Source organism: Dactylosporangium sp. CA-152071 (assembly GCF_050936335.1).
GTDB lineage: Bacteria > Actinomycetota > Actinomycetes > Mycobacteriales > Micromonosporaceae > Dactylosporangium > Dactylosporangium maewongense.
In genome coordinates, this window is sequence record NZ_JBNJMZ010000002.1 from 1368543 (window position 1) to 1390327 (window position 21785).

The following is a 21785-nucleotide window of genomic DNA, read 5'->3' on the forward strand; positions in this document are numbered from 1 at the left end:
GGCAGAAAGATCAACTGGGCTGGTTCCGGCCCGGAACGGAGGAAGGGTGCCTCCGACCGGCGAAGGACGTCCAGTTCCGCCGCTGCTCGGCCGGCAGGAGGAGTGCGCGGCCCTCGACGCCCTGCTGGGCACGGTGCGCGACGGCCTGAGCGGCGCGCTGGTGCTGGTCGGGGAGCCCGGCATCGGCAAGACCCGGCTGCTGGACTTCGCGGCGGCACAGGCGTCGGACGTCCTGGTGGCCAGGGTGGTCGGCATGGAGGCGGAGACGCAGCTCGGGTTCGCCGGGCTGCACCGGCTGCTCCTGCCGTTCCTCGACCGGACGCCGGCGCTGCCCCCGCCGCAGCGTGCCGCGCTCGGCGCCGCGTTCGGGCTGGTCGCCGGCCCGCCGCCGGACCGGTTCCTGGTCGGGCTGGCCGCCCTCACCCTGCTGTCGGACGTCGCCGTCGAGCGGCCGCTGCTGTGCCTCGTCGACGACGTGCACTGGCTGGACCGCGAGACGGTGGAGGTGCTGGCGTTCATCGGGCGCCGGTTGCAGGCCGACGGCATCGGCATGGTGCTGGGCACCCGCGACGAACAGCCGGTCGGGCAGGTCCTCGCCGGGCTGCCGGTGCTCGCGCTGCACGGTCTCGCCGCGCCGGACGCGCGGCGGTTGCTGCTGGAGACGGGCGGCACCGTGGCCCCCGGCGCCGTCGAGCGGGTCATCGAGGAGACCGGCGGCAACCCGCTGGCATTGCTGGAGCTCGGCGGTGAACAGATCACCGGTCCGCTCTCGCCGGCGCCGCTGCCGGTCGGGCCGAGGATGGAGGCGCACTTCCTGCGCCGGGTCCGGACGCTGCCGGCGGACACGCAGACGCTGCTGCTGCTCATCTCGGCCGCCTCGACCGGTGATCCCGGCGAGCTGTGGCAGGCCGCCACCGACCTCGGCGTGGGGCTCGACGCCGCGGAAGCCGCGGTGGCCGCCGGCATCCTGACCCAGCGGGACCGGCTGGCGTTCCGGCACCCGCTGATCCGCTCCGCCGTCTACGGCGGCGCCGTGACAGCGGACCGGCGGCGCGTCCACCTGGCGCTCGCCGACGCCGCCGGCCCCGGCTCGGACCAGCGGATCTGGCACCTCGCCGAGGCTGCCCCCGGCCTCGACGAGGACGTCGCGGCGCAGCTGGAACGCGCGTCGGAGCGCGCCGGGAGCCGTGGCGGTTACGCCGCCCAGGCGATGTATCTGTCCCGCTCGGCGGCGATGACGCCCGACCGGCAGGAGCGGACCCGCCGGCTCGTCGCCGCCGCCCAGGCCCACTTCCTCATCGGCGACGCGGTCAAGGCGCAGACCGTCCTCACGCAGCTCACATCCGACCCGGACACGCCGGTAGGACGGGCCTCGGTCCAGCGGCTGCGGGCGTCGATCGCGTCGATGTTCGGCCAGGTGAAGGTCGCGGCGTCGATGCTGTTGACGGCGATCGGGGAGGCCGCCCCGCACGATGAGCGGCTGGCCCGGGACATGGCGTTCGACGCGCTCACCGCGGCGCTGATCACCCGCGAGCACACCGCCGGGACCACCCTGGAGGAGTTCTGCCGGGCTATCCGCGCGATGCCGTGGCAGGTGTCGGACCGCTCTCCTGTCACCGATCGGCTGGTCGAGGCCTGCACGGTCCGGATCACCGAAGGGCATGTGCGGGCGCTTCCGCTGATGCGCGCGGCCGTCGCGGCGCTGTGCACCGACGACCTCGTGCAGGCGGGAATGCCGATCTCGTTCGTGGGGTGCTTCGCGGCCGAGGAGTGCTGGGACGACCGGGGGTTCCGGGCGGTGGCCGAGCGGATCCTGATGCTGAGCCGCGAGCGTGGCGGGCTGCACGCCGTCAACGACACGCTCAAGGCCTTGGCGAGCTGCGAGCTGTACGCCGGGCGGTTCGACCTGGCCGAGGCGTACTTCGGTGAGGCGCAGGAGATCGACCGTGCGATGGGTATCCCGGAAGGGCCGGCACACCGGGTGGAGCTGCTGGCGTGGCAGGGTCGCGTGGAGGAGACCCGCGCCGCGGCGGCGGTGGCGATCAACGACTGGGGCGGCGGCTTCGGCGTGGCGACCATGGCCAACCACGCGCACTACACGCTCTGCCTGCTGGAGCTGAGCCTCGGCAACTACCCCGAGGCGCTCGCCAGCATCCTGCGCGCCTGCCGCGGCGACCTGCCGGGCGAAGGCAACCGGATGCTGCCCGACGTCGTCGAGGCCGGGGTACGCGCCGGGGACCGTGCCTCGGCCGAGGCCGCGTACGCCCGCCTGGCGGATCAGGCCGAGGCCACCGCGACACCGTGGGCGCTCGGGCTGCTCGCCCGCGCTGGCGCGCTGCTGGCCGGAGACGAGCACGCCGAACCGTTGTACCAACAGGCGATCGCCCGGCTGAACGAGACACTGATCGTCACCGAGCTCGCCCGCGCCCACCTGCTCTACGGCGAGTGGCTGCGCCGTCGCAAGCGCCGCGCCGACGCCCGGGTGCAGCTGCGCACCGCCTACGACATGTTCACCGCCATGGGCGCGGCCGGTTTCGCGGAACGGACCAGGGTGGAGCTGCTCGCCACCGGCGAGCAGGCCCGCCGGCGCGACCCGCGGACCGAGCACGACCTCACCCCGCAGGAGCGGCAGGTGGCAGGTCTGGCCGCCGACGGTGTCACCAACGCCGAGATCGCCACCCGGCTGTACATCACCGCCTCGACCGTGGAGTACCACCTCAACAAGGTGTTCCGGAAGCTCGGTGTCACCTCCCGCCGGCAGCTCGGCGCCGCGCTGCGCACCGACGCCTGACCCCAGCGGGCGCCACCCGCTGGGGTGTCGACGACTGGGGTGTGACCCCGATGCGAGCGGTCACGCCCCGGTGGTTTCGTGACGTCACCACCGTTTCGCCATCGCGGAAGGACGTCATGACCGGACCGCCTGTGCTGTTCATCCACGGTCCCTGGCTGCACGCCAGCTCGTGGGGCCCGTGGATCGAGCTGTTCGGCGCGGCGGGCCATCGGGCGTCCGCGCCGGGCTGGCCAGGGCATCCCGACACCGTGCAGGACGCCCGCGACAACCCCGAGAGCATCGCCGACCACGGCATCGACGACATCGTGGAGCACTACACCGCCCTGATCGCCGCGCTGCCGGACCGACCCGTCCTGGTCGGGCACTCCTTCGGCGGGATCATCGCCCAGCGGCTGCTCGGGCAGGGCCTCGCGGCCGCCGCCGTCGCCATCGACGCCGACCGGATCACCGGCCTGCTGCCGGCACTGCCGCTGTTCAGGAACCCGGCCAACCGGCGCAAGGCGGTGTCGCTGACCGCGGAACAGTTCCGGTCCGTCTTCGGCAGCGCCGTCAGTGCGCAGGAGTCGGCCGAGCTGTACGACCGCTGGAGCATCCCGGCTCCCTGCAGGCCGCTGTTCGAGGCCACCGCCGCCGGCTTCGACCCGCACCGCTCCGCGGACGGGGACCCGGCCCAGGCGCCGCGTGGCCCGTTGCTGCTGATCACCGGTGGCGGGCAGCACCATGCCCTGGCGACCCGGGCGACCGACGTCGTCGTGTTCCCCGACCGCGGCCACTGCCTGACCATCGACAGCCGCTGGCGGGCGGTCGCCGACGCCGCCCTGAGGTGGCTGCGGAACCGATCCCTGTCATCGCCGCACACGGAGAGGAGCTGACGATGTCGAACGTCAACGAACCGAACTTCGCCGTCATGCCACGTACCGTCATCTGACACAAGCGACGCCCGCCGCCGGGGCTCTACCGTCCGGTCATGGCCAACATGTGGTTCACCGTCCTGGGGCCGGTCCGGGTCTGGCGGTCCGATGCAGAGGTCGACCTCGGCGCCCCCCAGCAGCGGTCCGTGCTCGCGGTGCTGCTGGCCCGGGCCGGGCAGCCGGTCGGGCTGACGGAGATCGTCGACGTCCTGTGGGGCGAGGACCCGCCGGCTTCGGCCGTCAACGCGGTGCACCGCAGCGTCGGGATGCTCCGCCGGGCCCTGGAGCCGGACCTGGCGACCCGCAGCGCGGGCCGCTGGCTGACCCGCGCCGGCGGCGGGTACCGGCTCGACGGCGACGCCGACACGGTCGACCTGCTGCGGTTCCGGCGGTTGCTGACGCAGGCCAGAGCCGACGGCGACGCGAGGTCCCGGGCCGCGCTGTTCGGGCAGGCGCTGGACCTGTGGCAGGGGCCCGTGGCCGGCACCGTCGCCGCGGAGATCCGCGGGCTGCCGGTCTTCGCCGCACTGGACCGGGAGTACGAGGCCACGGCCCGTGAGGCGGCCGACGCCGCGCTCGCCGCGGGGGCACCGGCGGTGGTGCTGCGGGCCGTGGAGGCCGCCGCCGACCGGGCCCCACTGGACGAGGCGTTGCAGGCACGACTCATGCTGCTGCTCGCCGCGACCGGCCAGCAGGCGGCGGCGCTGCGCCGCTACGACACCGTCCGGGCCCGTCTGCGCGACGACCTCGGCCTCGACCCCGGTGCCGAGGTGGCCGCCGCACGCGACCGCGTCCTGCGCCCGACCGCGCCGGACCCGTCAGCCGTGCCGGCGCCGACCGTGCCGGTGACCCCGCGGGTCGCCCAGCTGCCGCTGGACCCGGCCACATTCACCGGCCGCCGCGCCGAACTGGCCGCCGCCCTGGCCCTGCTGCCCGGCGACGCGTCCCCGGCCTCGGTCGTGATCGGCTCGATCAGTGGCATGGCCGGCATCGGCAAGACCACCCTTGCGGTGCACTGGGCGCACCGGGTCGCCGGCCGCTACCCCGACGGCCAGCTGTACGTCGACCTGCACGGCTTCTCCCCCACCGGGCAGGTGATGGACCCGTCCGAGGCCCTGGCCCGATTCCTGGAGGCACTCGGCGTCCAGCCGCACCGGATCCCGGCGAGCCTCGACGCCCGCGCCGCCCTGTACCGCAGCGAACTGGCCGGCCGGCGCATGCTGGTGCTGCTCGACAATGCCCGCGACACCGCCCAGGTCCGCCCGTTGCTGCCCGGCACGGCCGGCTGCCTCGTGCTGGTGACGAGCCGCGACCGGCTCGCCGGGCTCATCGCCTCCGACGGCGCCACCCCGATCCCGCTCGGCCTGTTCCCGCCCGACGAAGGCCGCCAGCTGCTGGTGCACCGGCTCGGCGCCGCACGGGTCGCCGCCGACCCGCGGGCCGTCGACGAGATCGTGGGCCGGTGCGCCGGGCTGCCGCTCGCCCTGGCCATCGTCGCCGCCCGCGCCGCCACGGACCCGCACCTGCCGATGGGGGTCCTGGCCGCGGAGCTGCGCGACGAGAGCGGCCGGCTGGACACGCTCACCACCGGCGACCCGGACAGCGACGTCCGGACGGTGTTCTCCTGGTCGTACCGTGCGCTCAACGCCGACGCGGCACGACTGTTCCGGCTGCTCGGCCTGCACCCCGGCGCGGACGTGCCGGTCCTCGCCGCGGCGAGCCTCGCCGGTCTCGCGCCGGGACGGGTCAGGCCGCAGCTCGGCGAGCTGGTCCGCACCGGCCTCGTCACCGAGCACACCCCGGCCCGGTTCGCCTTTCACGACCTGGTCCGGGCGTACGCCGCGGACCTCGTCCACACCGTCGAGCCCGACGCGGAACGCGGTGCCGCCGGTGCCCGGCTGGTGGAGCACTACCTCCACACCGCGCACCGGGCCGCGCTGCTGCTGGCGCCGGGGCGGGAACCGATCGTCCTCACCGCACCCGGGCCGGGCACGACCGTCGAGCCGCTCGCCGACCAGGACCGCGCTCTGTCCTGGCTCACCGCGGAATACCGGGCGCTGCAGGCGTTCGTCGCCCGCCTCGCCGCCGCCGGGGCGGACGAGCTCACGTGGCAGCTGGCGTGGACGCTGGACACGTTCCAGCGCCGCCAGGGGCATGTGCACGATCTGGTCGCCAACCGCAGGACCGCGCTCGCCGCGGCACGGCGCCTGGCCGACCCGGCGGTCCTCGCCGACGCGCACCGCGACCTCGGTCACGCGCTGACCGGGGCGGGGTGTCCGGAGGAGGCGCGCACCCATTTCGCCGCCGCCCTGGACGGCTACGTCGCCCTCGGTGACCTCGCCTGCCAGGCCCACGTCGAGCGTGGCATCGGCTACTCGTACCAGGTCGGCGGCCGGTACGACCGGCTGCTGCTGCACTGCCAGCGGGCCGAGAAGCTGTACCGGGCCGCCGGGCACCGGCTCGGGCTGGCCAAGGCGCTCAACGAGATCGGGTTCGCATACACCAGGCTCGGTCAGCCCCGCCTCGGCGAGCCGCGCTGCGAGCAGGCGCTGGCGCTGTTCCGCGAGCTGGGCGACCGGCACGGCGAGGCGGCATGCCTGGACAGTCTCGGCGCCATCCACCACGGCCTGCACGACCACCCGCAGGCGGTCCGTCACTACCGGCGGGCGGTCGAGCTGTACGCCAGGGAGGGCGACTCGTGTCAGGAGGCCGCGTCGCTGATCAGGCTGGGCGACGTGCACCACGACGCCGGTGACGCCGACGCCGCGGGGCTCGTCTGGCGGGTGGCGCTGCGCATCCTGCAAGGTCTGCAGTCCCCGCAGCCGGAGCTGGTCCAGCCGAGGCTGGACCAGCTGGCCGGCGGACTCAGCGCAGGAAGTCGATGAGCAGCCTCGTCATCTCGGCGGGCCGCTCCTCGTAGAGCCAGTGGCCGGAGCCCTCCACCACGGTGCCGGTGACATCGGTGGCGTACCGCTCGACCTGCTCGGCCACCAGCTCACGCAGGCTGCCCCGGGCGCCGATGGCGAGGACCGGCATCGTCAGCTTCGTCCGCCCGTACACCTCGTTGTCGGCGATGTCCTGCGGGAACGCCCGGAACCACTCGAAGCTGGCCCGCAGGTGCGCGTCGTCGCGCAGGTACGAGGCGAACTCCCGGACCTCCACCGGCCCGACGCCGTCCTTGCGGACCTCCAGCGAGTCGGTGAACAGCTGCACCCACAGCGCCTCCCGGCCGTCGACGAGCTGCTCCGGAAGGCCGTTGGTGAGGCTGAAGAAGCCGAAGTTCCACGCGCCGGGGCCGTCCTTGGTCAGCGCCGCGAAGTCGTAGATCGACTGGTCCGGGAGCGGTGCCTCGCTGAGCACGAGCTTGCGCACGTCGGCCGGGTGCGCGGCGGCGTAGGCGTAGGCGACCATGGTGCCGATGTCGTGGCCGACGAGCCGGATGTCGCGGTCGAGGCCGAGCCGGCCGAGCAGGGCGTGCACCACCGCGGCCATGCTCTTCTTGTCGTAGCCGCCGACGGGGGCGTCGCTGCGGCCCGCGCCGGGCAGGTCCGGGGCGATGACCGTGTAGTGCTTCGCGAGCTCGGGCATGACCTTGCGCCACGTGAACCAGGTCTCCGGGAACCCGTGCAGCAGCACCAGCGTCGGGCCGTGCCCGCCACGCACGTAGTTGATCCGGACCGGGCCGGCCTGCACCTGCTGTTCGGTGAACCCGGCCGGGAGCCGCGGTTCGTCGTGCGGATGCCCGCCCGGTGCGGCCACCGACCGCAGTGGGGTGAGGATGAGGACGAGGCCGATGGCGACGGCCGCGGCGACCCGCGACCGGAAGTTCAGACGCATGATTGTCCGTTCCTGTGGAGGTGGTTGCGGCGTCAGGTGGTGGCTCGGGCCGCCGACTCGATGACCGTGGTCACCACGTCCGGCCTGGACACCATCGACAGGTGCGCCGCACGGTCATCGGGTTCTCCTTCGGTACGGTGCAGCGTGGTGACCGTACGACCGGCCCGGTGGGCAAACTGTGCGCAAGAAGTTGACGGCCCGCGCCCAGCGCTGCATGACAGGCGGCCCGGCGCGTCACAGGTCTGGCGTGCGGAAGCCCTTGACACGTCCCCGCCCAGGACATAGCCTGCCGTCAAATTAGCAGGAAACTTAACAATTGCCGGAGGATGCCGTGCCTCGTTCCCCGCGCAGCCTGCTGCTGGCCTCCGCCACGGCCGTCGTGACCGTCGCCGCCGGCGCCGCCTGGGTGCTGGCAGGCTCCCCGGCCAGCGCCGCGGTGAGTCTCTCCGACGTCGTGCCCGCGCCGGTTTCGGCGCAGCCCGCGGCCGGCGTGACCTACACGCTGCCGTCCAACGCCGCGATTCAGACCGCGGCCGGCGCCACCGACGTCGGCGACTACCTCGCCGGCATCCTCCGCCCGTCGACCGGTTACGCGCTGCCGGTCTCCACCACGACCGGCACGCCGGCGAGCGGCATCGCGCTGCTGCTGTCCGGCGCCGATCCCAGCGTGGGCACCGAGGGCTATCAGCTCGACGTGACCGCCGCCGCAGTCACGCTCCGCGCCCAGACCACGGCAGGGCTGTTTCACGGAGTCCAGACGCTGCGGCAGCTGCTGCCGGCGACCGTCGAGGCGCGGACCGTCCAGAGTGGACCGTGGACGGTCACCGGCGGCCGGATCGTCGACTTCCCGCGGTACGGGTACCGCGGCGCGATGCTCGACGTGTCCCGGCACTTCTTCGCCCCCGACGTGGTGAAGCGGTACATCGACGAGATCGCGCAGTACAAGATCAATACGTTGCACCTGCATCTCTCCGACGACCAGGGCTGGCGCATCGTGATCGACGCCTGGCCGCAGCTGGCGACCGTCGGCGGCAGCACCCAGGTCGGCGGCGGCGCGGGCGGCTACTACACCAAGGCGCAGTACTCCGACCTGGTCTCCTACGCGGCGTCGCGGCAGATCACCGTCGTGCCCGAGATCGACATGCCGGGGCACACCAATGCCGCGCTCGCCTCCTACGCGCAGCTCAACTGCAACAACACGGCCCCGCCGCTCTACACCGGCACGGCCGTCGGCTTCAGCTCGCTGTGCGTCAGCAAGGAGGTCACCTACACGTTCGTGCAGCAGGTGCTCAACGAACTCGCCGCCCTCACCCCCGGGCCGTACCTGCACATCGGCGGCGACGAGGCGTCGAGCACACCGCCGGCCGACTACACCACCTTCATGAACCGCATCCAGCCCTTCGTCGGCACCGCCGGCAAGACCGTCATGGGCTGGCACCAGATCGGGCAGGCCACCCACACGACGAACCGGGTCGCGCAGTACTGGGGAACCTCCACATCGGACGCTGACCTGAGCGCCGCGGTGAGCAAGGGCGACAAGATCCTGCTGTCGCCGGCGAACAAGGCGTACCTCGACATGAAGTACACCAACTCGACCCCGCTCGGCCAGACCTGGGCCGGCCTGATCGAGGTGCAGACCGCCTACAACTGGGACCCGGGCGCCTACCTCGCAGGCGTTCCGGCCAGCGCGATCCTCGGCGTCGAAGCTCCGATGTGGACCGAGACGATCACCAACCTGGCCGGCATCGAGTTCATGGCGTTCCCGCGGCTGCCCGCACTCGCCGAGCTGGCGTGGTCACCGCAGTCGGCACGCAACTGGGACACCTTCAAGGTACGGCTCGGCGCCCAGGGTCCACGGTGGACGGTTCAGGGGATCAACTTCTACAGCTCGCCGCAGGTGCCGTGGGGCACGCAGCCGACGACACGCAGCGCGTACACCCAGATCCAGGCCGAGAGCTACAACGCGCAGTCCGGTACACAGACCGAGACCACCACCGACACCGGCGGCGGCCAGAACGTCGGCTACGTCACCCCCGGCGACACGCTCGCCTACGACCTCGACTTCGGCGCGGCGTCGCCGGCCTCGGTCACGACCCGGCTGGCCTCCGGCGCGGGCAGCGGCACCATCCAGTACCGCCTGGACTCCGCCACCGGCCCGGTCATCGCCAGCGTCCCGGTCACCTCCACCGGCGGCTGGCAGGCCTGGACCAGCACCACCACCAACCTGACCGGCACGGCCACCGGCGTGCACCGGCTGTACCTCACCTTCACCGGCACCGCGGGCACCGACTTCGTCAACCTCAACTGGCTGCAGTTCACCGCCGGCGCCGGCCTCCCCAACGCCTACAGCGTCCGGCAGGCGGAGGGCTTCAGCAGCCAGTCCGGCACCCAGACCGAGACCACCACCGACACCGGCGGCGGCCAGAACGTCGGCTACGTCACCCCCGGCGACTGGCTCGGCTACGCAGGCGTGGACTTCGGCACCCCGACCGCGGCGTCGGTGACCACGCGGCTGGCCTCGGGCGCGGGCAGCGGCACCATCCAGTACCGCCTGGACTCCGCCACCGGCCCGGTCATCGCCAGCGTCCCGGTCACCTCCACCGGCGGCTGGCAGGCCTGGACCAGCACCACCACCAACCTGACCGGCACGGCCACCGGCGTCCACACCGTGTTCGTCACGTTCACCGGCACGGCGGGCGCCGACTTCGTCAACCTCAACTGGTTCCAGTTCAACCGGTAGCGCGCTGGACGGGACCGATCCACGCGGTCACGAACGATCCCTGCGACGCCCAGCGCGCCGCAGGGAGCAATGCGGCCACCCGCGGCGCACCTCGCGACCACGGAGCCCGAGCTTCCGCAGGCACGGCAACGACCGTGAGCACCAGGCCATCGTCACTCGTCGGCGGGCCGGGACACCGGCCCGCCGACGAGCCGGCGCCGGCATCGCGTCGGCGAGCAGCCGCCTCAGGCTTCGATCCAGCCGTGGTCGCGGGCGATCACGGCGAGGCGGTCCCTGATCTCGCAGATCTGCGCACCGCTGAGCGATGGGGCGTGCCGGAGCAGCATCTCCGTGATCTCGGCGGTGAACTCGGATCTCGCCAAGACATCGCACATGCCGTCGTCCACGCCGTCGGGGCCGGATTCGACCGCGCGCAGCGGCCGCTCGGCGGCGGCCGACTCGTCGAGGATACGGACCGACGCCACCTTCAGCCCCCTGTCGCCCTCGGTGCACTCATACTCCACGCGCAGGCCGGGACGTACACGGAACTTCGCCTCGCCGAAGTCGTTCGCATGCACGAACACGTCGTCACCACCCGCCGCCGGTGCGATGAACCCGTAGCCTCGGGTCTCGTCGAACCGCAGCACTCTACCCACCGCCACCACTGCAACCACCTCACCAAACTCCGAATGGACGGCACCAGCGCCGTCCGCCACCCGACGCTACGGCAGGACACGGGACACGAAACCCCTAACCGCCCCGGACGCGGCCCCTAGCGCGGCGGTGATGAGGTCGAGCACGGCGTGCTCGTGCTGGCCGATGAAGAAGTGTCCACCTGGGAACACATGAAGATCGAACGGTCCGGTGGTGTGCGTCTGCCAGGCCAGCATCTCCTCGACGCCCGCTTTCGGGTCCGCGTCACCGCAGAAGGCGGTGACGGGACAGCGCAGCGGCGCACCGCCGGTCGGCCGGTAGGTCTCGGCAGCGATGTAGTCGGCGCGGATCGGCCCGAGCACCATCTGGCGCAGCTCGCTGTCGTCGAGCAGCGTGGCATCGGTGCCGTTCAGGCGGTTCACCTCGGCGAGCAGTCGCTCGTCGTCAGCCTGGTGGAGCCGGTCGTCACGGTGGCGTGACGGGGCCGGCCGCCCGGAAACGAACAGGTGCACCGGGGTCCGGCCGTCCGCTTCGAGCCGGCGGGCGATCTCGTACGCGAGGGTCGCGCCCATGCTGTGCCCGAACAGCGCCAGCGGTTCCGTGCCGCCGCCGGGCAGGACCTCGTGCACCCGGTCCGCCAGCTCGTGCAGGTCGGTGATGAACGGCTCGTGGCGGCGGTCCTGCCGACCTGGATACTGCACCGCCAGCACCTCGACCGCCGGGGACAGCGCGCGGGACGGCCCGAAGAAGAACGTCGCCGAGCCGCCGGCATGGGGAAGGCACACCAACCGCGGCCGGCCGGGCGGCGCGGAATGGTACCTGCGCGTCCACAGGCTGCTGTCGTGATCGACGGTCATCGCTTCCCCTTCGGTACGGCGGAAGGACTGCTGCCGCTCAGCTTCGCCACGCCGGGCCGACCCAGGCAAGGTTGTCGATCCCCTGGAGGCCGCTTCCGGCGGAGATTAGGGGTGCGGTACGGGTTACCCGGGTCAGCGAGGGTCCGGATCATTGGCAGCGTGTCACGGTCGCCCCGGGGCGCCGCGCGCCAGACTTGCCCCCGGAACACCGGACGCACGGGTCGGGCCGAGCCGCTCGGACCAGGCGGAGCGGCCTTGTCTCGCAGCACGACCACGTTCCGAGCCGGAGCCGACCCACCCCATCCCATCGGCTCAGGAGGGTTCGTGCATCGAAGAACGTTCAGCCTGCTCGTCGTCGTCCTGACGACCCTGTGCTCCACGCTGGTCGGCCCGGCCGCACACGCCGGAACCGCCGGGTTCGACCGCTACCGCGGCCAGCGCCTGAACTGGGGCGAGTGCGTCGGCGCCCCGACGCCCGGCCTGCAATGCGCGGCGGTCACGTTGCCGCGTGACTGGCGGCGGCCGGGATTCGGTGCCGACATGCAGATGGAGATCTCGCGCCTGCGGGCCGGCGACCCGGCCGGGCGCCGGGGCGTGCTGCTGCTCACCTCCGGCGGCGGTGGCGGCACCTTCCTGCCGACGCAGTACAGCGCGCTCGGCCCGCTCGCCGCCACGTACGACCTCATCGGCTTCGACATGCGCCACGACCCGCGCACGCCGCTGGACTGCCAGAACCGGGCCGAGTACGAGGCGTCGCTGCGCATCGACGTGCTCGACCGCTCGAAGCAGAACATCCAGGCGATGCTCGACTACTCGCGGGGCATCGCCGAGGCTTGCCTGCGCCGCAGCGGCGACCAGATCCGGTACATCAACACCGAGCAGGTCGTCAACGACATGGACCTGGTCCGGCAGCTGCTGCGCGAGCAGAAGATCAGCTATCTGGGCGTGTCCGCCGGCCCGTGGCTGGGTGCGCACTACGCGACCCGGTTCCCGCAGCGGGTCGACCGGTTCCTGTTCGACGGCAGCGTGGACTTCGCCACCACCTGGTACCACGCGTTCAACCTGGCCCCGGGCGCCTTCGAGGAGCGGTTCGTCGACTTCCTCGGCTGGCTGGCGACCCACGACGGGCACTTCGGCTACGGCGCGACGGCCGGCGCCGCCCGGTCCCGGTGGGAGGCGAGGCGAGCCGACCTGGTGTCGCACCCGCTGCGCATCTCGGACACCTTCACGCTGACCGCCGGCAACCTCGACAACGGCACCATCGGCTCGCTGTACGTCTCGGCGCAGTTCCCGGACCTCGGCCGCGCGCTCGCCGCGATCGAGCGCCTCGACACGGCGACCGACGCCGACAAGGCGGTCATCGAGCGGGTGTTCGGCCCCTCACCGTACTTCTCCCCGGGGCCGCTCGCCGCGTTCTACTCGTTGATGTGCAACGACACGCCCTGGCCCCGGGGTGGACAGCACTACGTCGAACTGTCCGACCGGCTCGGCGCCCGCTACCCGTTCATGGGGTACGGCTGGTTGCTGCAGCCCTGTGCGTACTGGCCGTTCCCGCCGAACGCGACCCGCCCGGTCGACGGCGGCATCCCGGCCACTATCCTCATGGTCAACTCGGCGCACGATCCGTCCACGCCGTATCCCGGCGCGTTGGACGCCCATCGGCTACTGAAGCGCTCGCGCATGGTCACGGTGACCGGCAACGGCGACCACGGCCAGTTCGGCGTGGGCAACCGGTGCGTCGACGACATCGGGCTGCGGTTCCTCGTCGAGGGCGTCGCACCGCGGACCGACACCACCTGCCAGGGGCTGCCGCTGCCCGGTCCGACCGGGCCCGCGACCGCCTGACACACGTGCGGCGGCCCGGGGAAGCTCCCCGGGCCGCCGTCCGTCTCGGGCCTGTGGTCAGGACACCACGACCGGGAGCCGCTTCGGGCCGAAAAGGCCGGGCGCGGCGAAGTACTCCGGCGGAGCCGCCTCGTCCAGGCTGATCTGCGAGTAGCGCTCCAGGAGCATGCCGACGGAGATCCGGCCCTCCAGCCGTGCCAGCGACGCCCCGATGCAGTAGTGCACCCCGTAGCCGAACGCGACGTTCGGCGCGTTGCGGCGGTGGTCGAAGCGGTCCGGCTCGCTGAAGTGGTCAGGATCGCGGTTGGCCGCCAGCAGCGACGGCACCACCACGCTGTTCGCCGGAATCGTCTGGCCGTCGAGCTCCACCTCGGTCTTGGTGAACCGCAGCACCATGGAGAACGGCGGGTAGAACCGCATGACCTCCTCGAGGAAGCCCGGGATCTCGCTCGGGTCCTCGCGCAGCGCCGCAGCGGCCTCCGGGTGCTCGTGCAGGCACCGTACGGCGCTGCCCAGCAGCAGCGTCGAGGTCAGGTGCCCGGCGAGCAGCAGGCCCGCCGCGGCGGTCACCGCCTCCTCGTCCTGCATGGAGCCGCCCTCGCCCTGCGCCTGGATCACCTCACTGAGGAGGTCGTCCCGCGGATCCTTGCGGCGCTCCCGCACCAGGTCGAGGAAGTAGTCGTGCATCGGCATCGTCGCCTCGTCGACGCTCTTCGCCTTGCTCGGGTCCAGCCGGTCGTCGAAGTTCATCTTGAAGACGTCGTCCGCCCAGCCGCGCAGGAGCCCGTGGTCGGCGTCCGGCACGCCGAGCAGCGCCGCCAGCACCGACACCGGGACCGGATGCGCGATCCGCTCGACCAGGTCGAACCGCTCGAGCCCGTCGACCTCGGCGAGACGCTCGCGGAACAGCTCGGCGATGCGTGGCTCGAGCCGCCGCACGGCCCTGGGCGTGAACGCCTGGTTGACCAGTCCCCGGAACTTGTTGTGCAGCGGCGGGTCCATCAGCTGGTAGTTGCCCTCACGGAACGTCTGCGACGACAGGATCACCGACAGGTCCGAGGAGAACACGTTCCAGTCCGACAGCACCCGCTGCACGTTGGGGTAGTCCAGGACGTGCCACATCCCGATCGCCGGTTCGTGCCACACGGTCCCGCTGGCGCGAACCTCCCGGTACCACGCCAACAGGTTGTGCCCACCGTCCTCCCGCGTGGGCGGGCTGCTGGTGAGTACGTTTTCCGCCATGCACCCTCCTCAGTATTCATCCGGGTCGAGATGCCCCCGCGCCCGGCGGAACGCGCTCATCTTCTGAACGGCACTACGGGGCGACAACCCCTAACATCGACATCACCGCCCCTACGCTCGCGTCGGCGTCGACGAGCTGCGCGACCACCTGGGCCAATGCCTCCGCCTGCCGCGGGTTGAGCCGTGGATCGCAGGCGGTCTGGTACCGGCGGGCGAGATCGACCTCGTCCGGTCCCTGCGGGCCGCCCAGGCACTCGGTGACGTCCTCACCGGCGAGCTCGATGTGGATGCCGCCCGGATAGGTGCCGAGCGCCCGATGTACCTCGAAGAACCCCGACACCTCCGCGACGATGTCGTCGAAGAGCCGGGTCTTGTGTCCGGTCCGCGCGACGCGGCCGTTGCCGTGCATCGGGTCGCACTGCCACACGACCTCGTGCCCGGTCGCCGTGACCGCCTCGACCACGGCGGGCAGCACGTCGCGGACCCGGTCATGCCCCATCCGACTGATGAACGTCAGCCGGCCGGGCACGCCGTGGGGATCGAGGCGCTCGACGTACTCCACGGCGTCCCGGGGCGACGTCGTCGGGCCGAGCTTGACGCCGATCGGGTTGGCGATGCGGGCGGCGAGCGCGACGTGCGCATGATCGAGCTGCCGCGTCCGCTCGCCGATCCACAGGAAGTGGGCCGACAGGTCGTACACGCGGGGCGCGCCCGGGCCGCCGAAGTGCCGCAGCATCGCCAGCTCGTAGTCGAGCACCAGCGCCTCGTGGCTGACGTGGACCTCCGCCGGCCGCCCGGCGGCGCTGTGCTGCCGCGCGGCGGTGCGCGTGTACCGCATGGCGGCGGTGGCCTGCAGGTACGCCTCGCTCATGCGGGCCGGATCGGGCCGGCGGGCCCGCGGGTCCGCCGCCATCGAGTTGATCATGTCGCCGCGGTAGGCGGGCAACCCCGCCGCGTCGACGTCGAGCGAGCGGGGTTTGGCGAACTGGCCGGCCAGCCGCGCCACGAGCACCACCGGCACCCCATTGGCCAGCAGCACGTCCTCCATCGTCGACAGCACCCGCAGGTTGGCCCGGACGTGCTCCTCGGTGTTGCCGGCGAAGGTCTCCGCGCAGTCTCCGCCCTGCACCAGGAACGCCTGCCCGCGGGCCACCGCGGCCAGCTTGGCCCGCAGCCGGTCGACGTCGAGCGGGCTGACGATCGGCCGCCGGCGCCGTATCTCCTGGTGAATCCGGGCCGCGCGGGCCGGGTCCGGCCAGGCCGGCTGCTGCACGGCCGGCAGCCGCCGCACCTCGTCCATCACCCGTCCGACGGGGTCGGGCGCCGGCAACCAGCCGGCGCCCGGCCGGCGGCCGGCGTCGTGGTCCTGCATCGCTCTCCTTCGCCGGTCCGCGGTTCGAACCCTCAGGCGGCCGCCAGGCGGCGCACGGTCTCCAGCGCTTCCTCCCGCGAGGTGTCCGCGATCGGCTTGAACTGCTCCAGCGCCGGCACGGAGTGGGCGAGCGTCATCTCGGCGTGCACGAACTCCAGATGCCGGTCCAGCCCGATCTGCTCGAGCAGCGCCCGCAGATAGGGCGCCTGGAAGTCGAAGCTCTCGCGGGGTGTCCCCGGCGCGTAGGACCCGCCGCGGGCCGTGACGACGATGGTGCGCTTGTCGGTGAGCAGCCCCTCGGTGCCGGGCACGGTGATCATGTGCTCCTTCACCGTCACCCGGTCGAACCACGCCTTGAGGACCGACGGGATCGAGAAGTTGTACATCGGCACACCGAGCAGGAGCGTGTCGGCGGCGCGGAGCTCCTCGATCAGCGGCTCGGACACCGACCAGCCCACCCGGTGCTCGTCGGCCCACGCCTCCGGCGGCAGCAGGCCGGCGACCACGGCGGCCTCGTCGATGTGCGGGACCGGCGCGGCGCCGATGTCCCGGTAGACGTAACCACCGTCGGCGTGGGCGGCCCGCCACTCCTCGGCGAAAACGGCGGTGATCGACCGCGTCACCGACTCGTCCCGGCGGACGCTGCAGTCGATGTGCAGCAGATTCGGCATGTCAGATCTCCTCGGCACAGGAAACGTGTGGGGGGTCAGGGCGACGGCGCCGGGCGGTGCGCCTGGAGGGCGGCGAGCAGCCATTCGAAGGCGGGCACGGCGGCCGGCGCGGCGGGGACGCCGTTGAGCACGCTCAGCAGCTGCCAGTAGCGCTCGACCCGCCGGTCGGCGACCATCTCCAGCCAGTCGATCAACGAGGCGGCCTCGTCGTCCGGCAGGTCGGCCGGGACGATCCGGTCCAGCACGGCCCGCCCGCGGGGCGAGTCGGGGGCCACGCCGCGCTCGACGGCGCCGCCCGCGTGCTCGATGACCAGCGGCCTGATGTTCAGGCCGAACTCCAGGCGGTTGTCGTCACCGCCGCTGAGCACCATGGCGCGGACCTTGCGCCGGAAGGACTCGTCGGACACCAGCTCGGCCAGCTCGATCCAGGCGTCGACCTGCTCGGACGTCGGGTTGTCGGCCAGCTCGAGCGGGAGCTGGCGCATCCAACCGGCGACGACCGAGGCTTCCTCGTCGTCGACTCCGGCGAAGGCGTCGTTGACGAAATCGTCGATGATCTGCTGGCGTTCCTGCGCCGACAACCGGGCCAACTTGTTCATCAGGGCCATCTCCTCGGTGGTGCTGTCTCGTAGTGCGACGGTGCGGAGGACGGCGCGGCGCAGGCGGAGCGTGCGGATCTCGGCGTCGAGGGCCTTGACGTGCGTCTCCGCGAGCTCTTTCAGCGTCGTCTGGCGGGCCAGCAGCCGCTGGATGGCCTCGAGGCCGAGCCCCAGGTCACGCAGTGTCCGGACCAGGTCGAGCCGCGCGACCGCCTCCGCGTCGTAGAGCCGGTATCCGCCGGTGGACCGGACGGACGGCGGAACCACGCCGTTGTCCGACCAGAACCGGATGGTCCGGGCCTGCAGACCGGTGCGGCTGGCGAGCTGCCCGATCGTGTAAAGGCCCGTCGCGTCGTCCATGGATCTCAACCTGCACCTTCCACCCGGTGGAACCTCAAGCGCTGTGCGCAGAAATCTGTCCGGGTCAGGCGGCGCCGCTGCGCAGCGCCCGGAGCGCGTCGCGCAGGACCGGCTCCGCCACACCCCGGACCAACTCTGCACCATCGGGACCGTCGAGCACGAAGGTGAACCCGCCCAGCGCCTTCTTGTCCCGGCTCATCAGGGCGAGCAGGTCGTCGTCCTCGACGGCCGGCGGGAGCCGGGTGCCGAGCCCGTATCCGGCGACCACCTCGTGGTGCTCAACCACCCGATCGTGGTCGATCCGGCCGAGCAGGCCGGCGAGCCGCCCGGCGAACACGGTGCCGACCGCGACCGCCTCCCCGTGCCGCATCCGGTAGTCCGTCGCCCGCTCCAGCGCGTGACCGAGCGTGTGGCCGTAGTTGAGCAGGTGGCGGGCGCCGTGGTCGCGCTCGTCGCGGGCCACGATGCGTGCCTTGAGCTCCACGCAGCGGGCGATCTGCTCCGGCACCGGGCGGCCTCGCAGGTCGCCGGAGCCGATGAAGTGGGCCCGGGCGATCTCGCCGTATCCGTTGAGGACCTCACGCACTGGCAGGGTGCGCAGGAAGTCCGTGTCGCACAACACCGCGGCCGGCTGCCAGTAGGCGCCGACCAGGTTCTTGCCCGCCGGGAGGTTGACCGCGGTCTTGCCGCCCACGCTGGCGTCGACCTGGGCCAGCAGCGAGGTGGGCAGGTGCACGACCGCCACACCCCGGTGGTAGAGCGCGGCGCTGAGGCCGACCAGGTCGGTCGTCGTGCCGCCGCCGCACGACACGACCACGTCCTGCCGGGTGAGACCGGCCTCGGCGTACTGCTGGCACAGCCGCTCGACGGTGGCCAGCGTCTTGGCGTGCTCGCCGTCGCGCACCTCGATCCACCGGGTCGGCACGCCGGGGTCGGGCACCGACTCGCGGAGCCGGGCGTTGATCACCACCGCCCGGCGCGCACCGGTCGAGGCCACGACACCGGGCAGGTCGTGGCGGACGCCCGAGCCGATCCGCACCGGGTAGGACCGCTCGCCGAGGTCGACGCGCACCTCCCGGTGCCCGGCCGGCTCGCGGGGCGTCGCGCCGCTCATGCCGAGCTGGCGCAGTCGAGGCAGACGTTGCGCGGAAGCTCCGTGCGCCGTCGCACGTTGAGCTTGCGGTAGGCGCTGGTGAGATGCTGCTCGACGGTGCTGACGGTGATGTACAGCTTCCGGGCGATCTCACGGTTCTTGTCCCCCTCGGAGGCCAGCGCGACGACCCGCCGCTCCGCCTCGCTGAGCAGCGCGATGGCTCCGTCGCCGCCGGGGCGCGGGTCGGCGCCGACGAGCGCGTCCCGCAGCGGCTCGACGCAGCACTCCGTCGCATACTCCAGGGCCTGCGCGCGCACGGCCCGGGCCTGGTCGAACTCGCCGAGGTCGTGGTGCGCCTGGCCCAGGTCGCTGAGCGCTCTGGCCAGCTCCACCCGGTCGCCGCACGAGTGCAGCGCCTCGATGGACTTGCGCAGCAGCGCCGATCGTTTGGGCAGCACGTGCACGGCGGCGAGCTGGCGCAGGGCCAGGCCCCGGGGGCGCCCGACGTTGCCGCCGGGCTGGGCGAGCTGCTCCTCGATCAGCTTCCGGGACCGGGTCAGGTCGCCCCAGCGCAGGAACACCTCGGCGGCACTGGACTGCCACGGCACCAGGCCAGGGTTGTTCAGGTCCTGTTTGCGCATGAACTCCCCGCAGGCCATGAAGTCGTCCAGCGCCGCACCGAGACGGTCGGTGGCCAGCAGGTGCCGGCCGCGGGCGTGCAGGTAGTGCATGCCGGCGTGGCTGGCCAGCGCCGCACCGTTCACGGGCTGGGCGAGCAGCCCGTCGGCCTCCGCGTATCGGCCCATCGTCGAGGTGGCGAGCACGGAGCCGGCCAGCGGGATGCCGATGCCGGTGCCCCAGCTGCGCATCGGAAACTGCCGCAGCGCGAAGTCCGCGTCCTGCCGCGCGGAGGGCAGGTTGCCCTTGCGCAGCGAGATCTCGGCGCTGACCGCGGCGAGCAGGCCCATCCACGTCGGCGCGTCCCGGCGCGCCGCCTCCCGCAGCAGGGCCGAGCACCAGCGGGCCGCCTGGTCCAGCGCCCCGGCGTAGACCAGGGCCAGCAGCGCGGCCTGCACGAGGTCGACGGACTCGTCGTCCAGCCGCACGCTGCGCAGGAACCGCTCGGCCTCCGGCCCGGTGTGCTCCGCCCCGTAGGTCAGCACCGCGCCGAGCACGCCGCCCGGCCGGGCCCGCGGGCCGGTTCCGCCGCCACGGCCGGCGCCGGCCGTGGCGGCCTCCGCGGCCGGCGGAACCCAGCAGCGCAGCACGTCCAGCGCCGCGCGGAACATGCCCGACGTGGCCTTGTCCAGCGTCACCGCGGTCGCCTCGACGGACCGCAGCGCCTCGGCGGCGTCGTCGAGCCGGCCGTGCCACAGCTGGTAGCGGGCAAGGGACACCGCCGCCCTGGGGCCGAGGTGGCCGGCTCGCAGCGCGGCGCTCAGCTCACCGAGATACTGGACCACCGCGAACGGGTTCGTCCGCCACTCAGCCTGCGCCAGCATGGCGGTGATCGCCACCCGCTGCTTCTCGTTGGTGCAGCTGTCCCGGGCCAGTTGCAGGCACCTGACCGCCAGCGCCGGCTCGTCCTGGTTCAACGCGTGCTCCGCCGCCTCGTGCAGCACCGACAGCGCCCACGGGCTGCCGGCGTGGTAGGAGGCGATCAGCAGCCGGGCCACGACCGAGACGGAGGCGCCCTTGGCGTGCAGCAGTTCGGCGGCGCGCCGGCGCAGCTCCTGCCGCTCCGGCTCGCTCATCTCGTCGAGCACCACGGCCTGGGCCTCGGCGTGGCGGAAGGCGCCTGCGGCCAGCAGGCCGGCGGTCTCCAGCTCGTCGCACACCCGCCGGACCTCGGCCGGATCGAGCTCGATCAGCTCGCTGAGCAGCGCCGGCGAGGCCGCGGCGTCGAGCACCGCGAGGCCGCGCGCCACGCGCACGGCGCTCGGACCGCTGTCGTGCAGGCAGGTCAGGAAGGCCCGGCCGAACGCGTGGCCGATGACCGCACCCACCGGGTTGCGGCCCGCTGCCGGCGCCGGTCGCGCGAAGTCCTGCGCGAGCGCCCGCAACAGCAGCGGATTGCCGCCGCTGGCGTTGTGGAAGGACTCGACCAGCTCGTCCGTCGCGGCGATCGAGTGCGCGGCGAGCACGCGGCCCACCCCGTCCGGCGACAGCACGCGCAGGCGGAGGCCGCGGCAGTACGGCTGGCGCAGCAGCTCGGTGTGTAAGGCGCCCAGCTCCCACGGTGAGTGTTCGGCCTCGGTAAAGACGATCATGAGTCGGGCCTGCCGGATCTGCCGGATCAGGCGCAACAGGTGGTCCAGCGAGGCCGGGTCCGCGTGCTGGACGTCGTCGACCAGGACGAGTATCGGCCGCTCGGCCGCATGCTCGACGAGCAAACTGCAGGCATCTGGAACCGTGTCGAACAGCCACGCCGGGCCGGTCGCGAGGTGCTCCCCGGACGTCGCCGGTGCCCCGTCCGGCCTGGCGGCCGGCCACATCTGGCCGCCGTCCGGCAGGTGACGCAGGAGCTGGCGCAGCACGCTCAGGGGCACATGCCGTTCGCTGGACCGCGCCCACGCGCCGAGGATCAGCATCCCGTCGGCCGCCGACTGCTCCGCCAGAGCGCGCAGCAGTTCACTCTTCCCGCTCGCGACCGGGCCTTTGATCAAAACTACACGACCATTGCCCTGAATTGATTCCGCAAGCCACTGTCGTAGTTGAGACATCTCGATGTCACGGTCAACCAGACTCATGAATCCCCCGTCATGCCGTCCAGAGTCTACGCTGACAGCCCTCACTCGGGGGGCCATCATGCCACGTGCATCATGGCACCCGCT

At 72.6% G+C, this 21785-nt stretch carries 14 protein-coding genes; 5 read left to right on the forward strand and 9 right to left on the reverse strand.

The genetic code is table 11. The features are described from left to right. Positions 1-46 precede the first annotated feature (46 nt). The 3 genes from ACQEVZ_RS46225 (at position 47) to ACQEVZ_RS46235 (ending at position 6587) form a co-directional block, all read left to right on the forward strand. Positions 47-2791 carry an ATP-binding protein gene (locus tag ACQEVZ_RS46225; RefSeq protein WP_433380258.1) on the forward strand — a complete coding sequence of 915 codons (2745 nt, stop codon included), beginning with the start codon at positions 47-49 and terminating at the stop codon, positions 2789-2791. A gap of 116 nt (positions 2792-2907) precedes the next feature. Continuing rightward, a complete protein-coding gene (locus ACQEVZ_RS46230) occupies positions 2908-3663 on the forward strand; it encodes an alpha/beta fold hydrolase (RefSeq protein WP_433380261.1) in 756 nt (251 codons plus the stop codon). A gap of 95 nt (positions 3664-3758) precedes the next feature. Beyond that, complete coding sequence (locus ACQEVZ_RS46235) at positions 3759-6587, forward strand: BTAD domain-containing putative transcriptional regulator (RefSeq protein WP_433380264.1); 2829 nt, start codon at positions 3759-3761, stop codon at positions 6585-6587. Here ACQEVZ_RS46235 and ACQEVZ_RS46240 read toward each other — a convergent pair. Further along, entirely contained in the window at positions 6568-7539 is a 972-nt protein-coding gene (locus ACQEVZ_RS46240; protein WP_433380267.1) for an alpha/beta fold hydrolase, read from the reverse strand. The two genes, ACQEVZ_RS46235 and ACQEVZ_RS46240, sit on opposite strands and share 20 nt — an antisense overlap. 331 nt (positions 7540-7870) lie before the next feature. On the opposite strand from ACQEVZ_RS46240, the gene ACQEVZ_RS46245 reads away from it, so the two are divergent. Continuing rightward, positions 7871-10279, forward strand: a complete 2409-nt coding sequence (locus ACQEVZ_RS46245) for a family 20 glycosylhydrolase (RefSeq protein WP_433380270.1) — start codon at positions 7871-7873, stop codon at positions 10277-10279. A 224-nt stretch (positions 10280-10503) separates the two neighbouring features. Here ACQEVZ_RS46245 and ACQEVZ_RS46250 read toward each other — a convergent pair whose 3' ends face one another. Together ACQEVZ_RS46250 and ACQEVZ_RS46255 are read right to left on the reverse strand one after the other, a co-directional pair. Beyond that, positions 10504-10923, reverse strand: coding sequence for a cold-shock protein (locus tag ACQEVZ_RS46250; RefSeq protein WP_433386092.1), 420 nt, complete (start codon positions 10921-10923; stop codon positions 10504-10506). 57 nt (positions 10924-10980) lie between these two features. Continuing rightward, entirely contained in the window at positions 10981-11769 is a 789-nt protein-coding gene (locus ACQEVZ_RS46255) for a thioesterase II family protein (protein ID WP_433380273.1), read from the reverse strand. A gap of 324 nt (positions 11770-12093) precedes the next feature. Here ACQEVZ_RS46255 and ACQEVZ_RS46260 point away from each other — a divergent pair, with 324 nt between their 5' ends. Then, a complete protein-coding gene (locus tag ACQEVZ_RS46260; protein WP_433380276.1) occupies positions 12094-13614 on the forward strand; it encodes an alpha/beta hydrolase in 1521 nt (506 codons plus the stop codon). A gap of 57 nt (positions 13615-13671) precedes the next feature. Here the strand turns inward: ACQEVZ_RS46260 and ACQEVZ_RS46265 are convergent, their stop codons facing one another. From ACQEVZ_RS46265 to ACQEVZ_RS46290, 6 genes are all read right to left on the reverse strand, one after another. After that, positions 13672-14856: a cytochrome P450 gene (locus tag ACQEVZ_RS46265; protein WP_433380279.1), complete on the reverse strand. Its 1185-nt coding sequence runs from the start codon at positions 14854-14856 to the stop codon at positions 13672-13674. Positions 14857-14929: 73 nt separating this feature from the next. Beyond that, the gene (locus ACQEVZ_RS46270) at positions 14930-16156 is read right to left on the reverse strand and encodes a 3-deoxy-7-phosphoheptulonate synthase (protein ID WP_433386095.1); all 1227 of its coding nucleotides are present in this window, start codon (positions 16154-16156) and stop codon (positions 14930-14932) included. A gap of 104 nt (positions 16157-16260) precedes the next feature. Continuing rightward, positions 16261-16899, reverse strand: a complete 639-nt coding sequence (locus tag ACQEVZ_RS46275; RefSeq protein WP_433380282.1) for an FMN-dependent NADH-azoreductase — start codon at positions 16897-16899, stop codon at positions 16261-16263. A gap of 35 nt (positions 16900-16934) precedes the next feature. After that, complete coding sequence (locus ACQEVZ_RS46280) at positions 16935-17858, reverse strand: MerR family transcriptional regulator (RefSeq protein ID WP_433380285.1); 924 nt, start codon at positions 17856-17858, stop codon at positions 16935-16937. Positions 17859-17922: 64 nt separating this feature from the next. Further along, positions 17923-18972, reverse strand: a complete 1050-nt coding sequence (locus ACQEVZ_RS46285) for a 3-dehydroquinate synthase family protein (protein WP_433380288.1) — start codon at positions 18970-18972, stop codon at positions 17923-17925. Next, positions 18969-21761 carry a helix-turn-helix transcriptional regulator gene (locus tag ACQEVZ_RS46290; RefSeq protein ID WP_433380291.1) on the reverse strand — a complete coding sequence of 931 codons (2793 nt, stop codon included), beginning with the start codon at positions 21759-21761 and terminating at the stop codon, positions 18969-18971. Before ACQEVZ_RS46290 ends, ACQEVZ_RS46285 begins: the two co-directional genes overlap by 4 nt. Between the last annotated feature and the right edge of the window lie 24 nt (positions 21762-21785).

Coding starts and splice junctions, on each gene's coding strand:
- ACQEVZ_RS46240 (WP_433380267.1), bottom strand. CDS start 7,539: ATGCGTCTGAACTTCCGGTCGCGGGTCGCCGCGGCCGTCGCCATCGGC.
- ACQEVZ_RS46285 (WP_433380288.1), bottom strand. CDS start 18,972: ATGAGCGGCGCGACGCCCCGCGAGCCGGCCGGGCACCGGGAGGTGCGC.
- ACQEVZ_RS46290 (WP_433380291.1), bottom strand. CDS start 21,761: ATGATGGCCCCCCGAGTGAGGGCTGTCAGCGTAGACTCTGGACGGCAT.
- ACQEVZ_RS46255 (WP_433380273.1), bottom strand. CDS start 11,769: ATGACCGTCGATCACGACAGCAGCCTGTGGACGCGCAGGTACCATTCC.
- ACQEVZ_RS46280 (WP_433380285.1), bottom strand. CDS start 17,858: ATGGACGACGCGACGGGCCTTTACACGATCGGGCAGCTCGCCAGCCGC.
- ACQEVZ_RS46270 (WP_433386095.1), bottom strand. CDS start 16,156: ATGGACGAGGTGCGGCGGCTGCCGGCCGTGCAGCAGCCGGCCTGGCCG.
- ACQEVZ_RS46275 (WP_433380282.1), bottom strand. CDS start 16,899: ATGCCGAATCTGCTGCACATCGACTGCAGCGTCCGCCGGGACGAGTCG.
- ACQEVZ_RS46235 (WP_433380264.1), top strand. CDS start 3,759: ATGGCCAACATGTGGTTCACCGTCCTGGGGCCGGTCCGGGTCTGGCGG.
- ACQEVZ_RS46230 (WP_433380261.1), top strand. CDS start 2,908: ATGACCGGACCGCCTGTGCTGTTCATCCACGGTCCCTGGCTGCACGCC.
- ACQEVZ_RS46265 (WP_433380279.1), bottom strand. CDS start 14,856: ATGGCGGAAAACGTACTCACCAGCAGCCCGCCCACGCGGGAGGACGGT.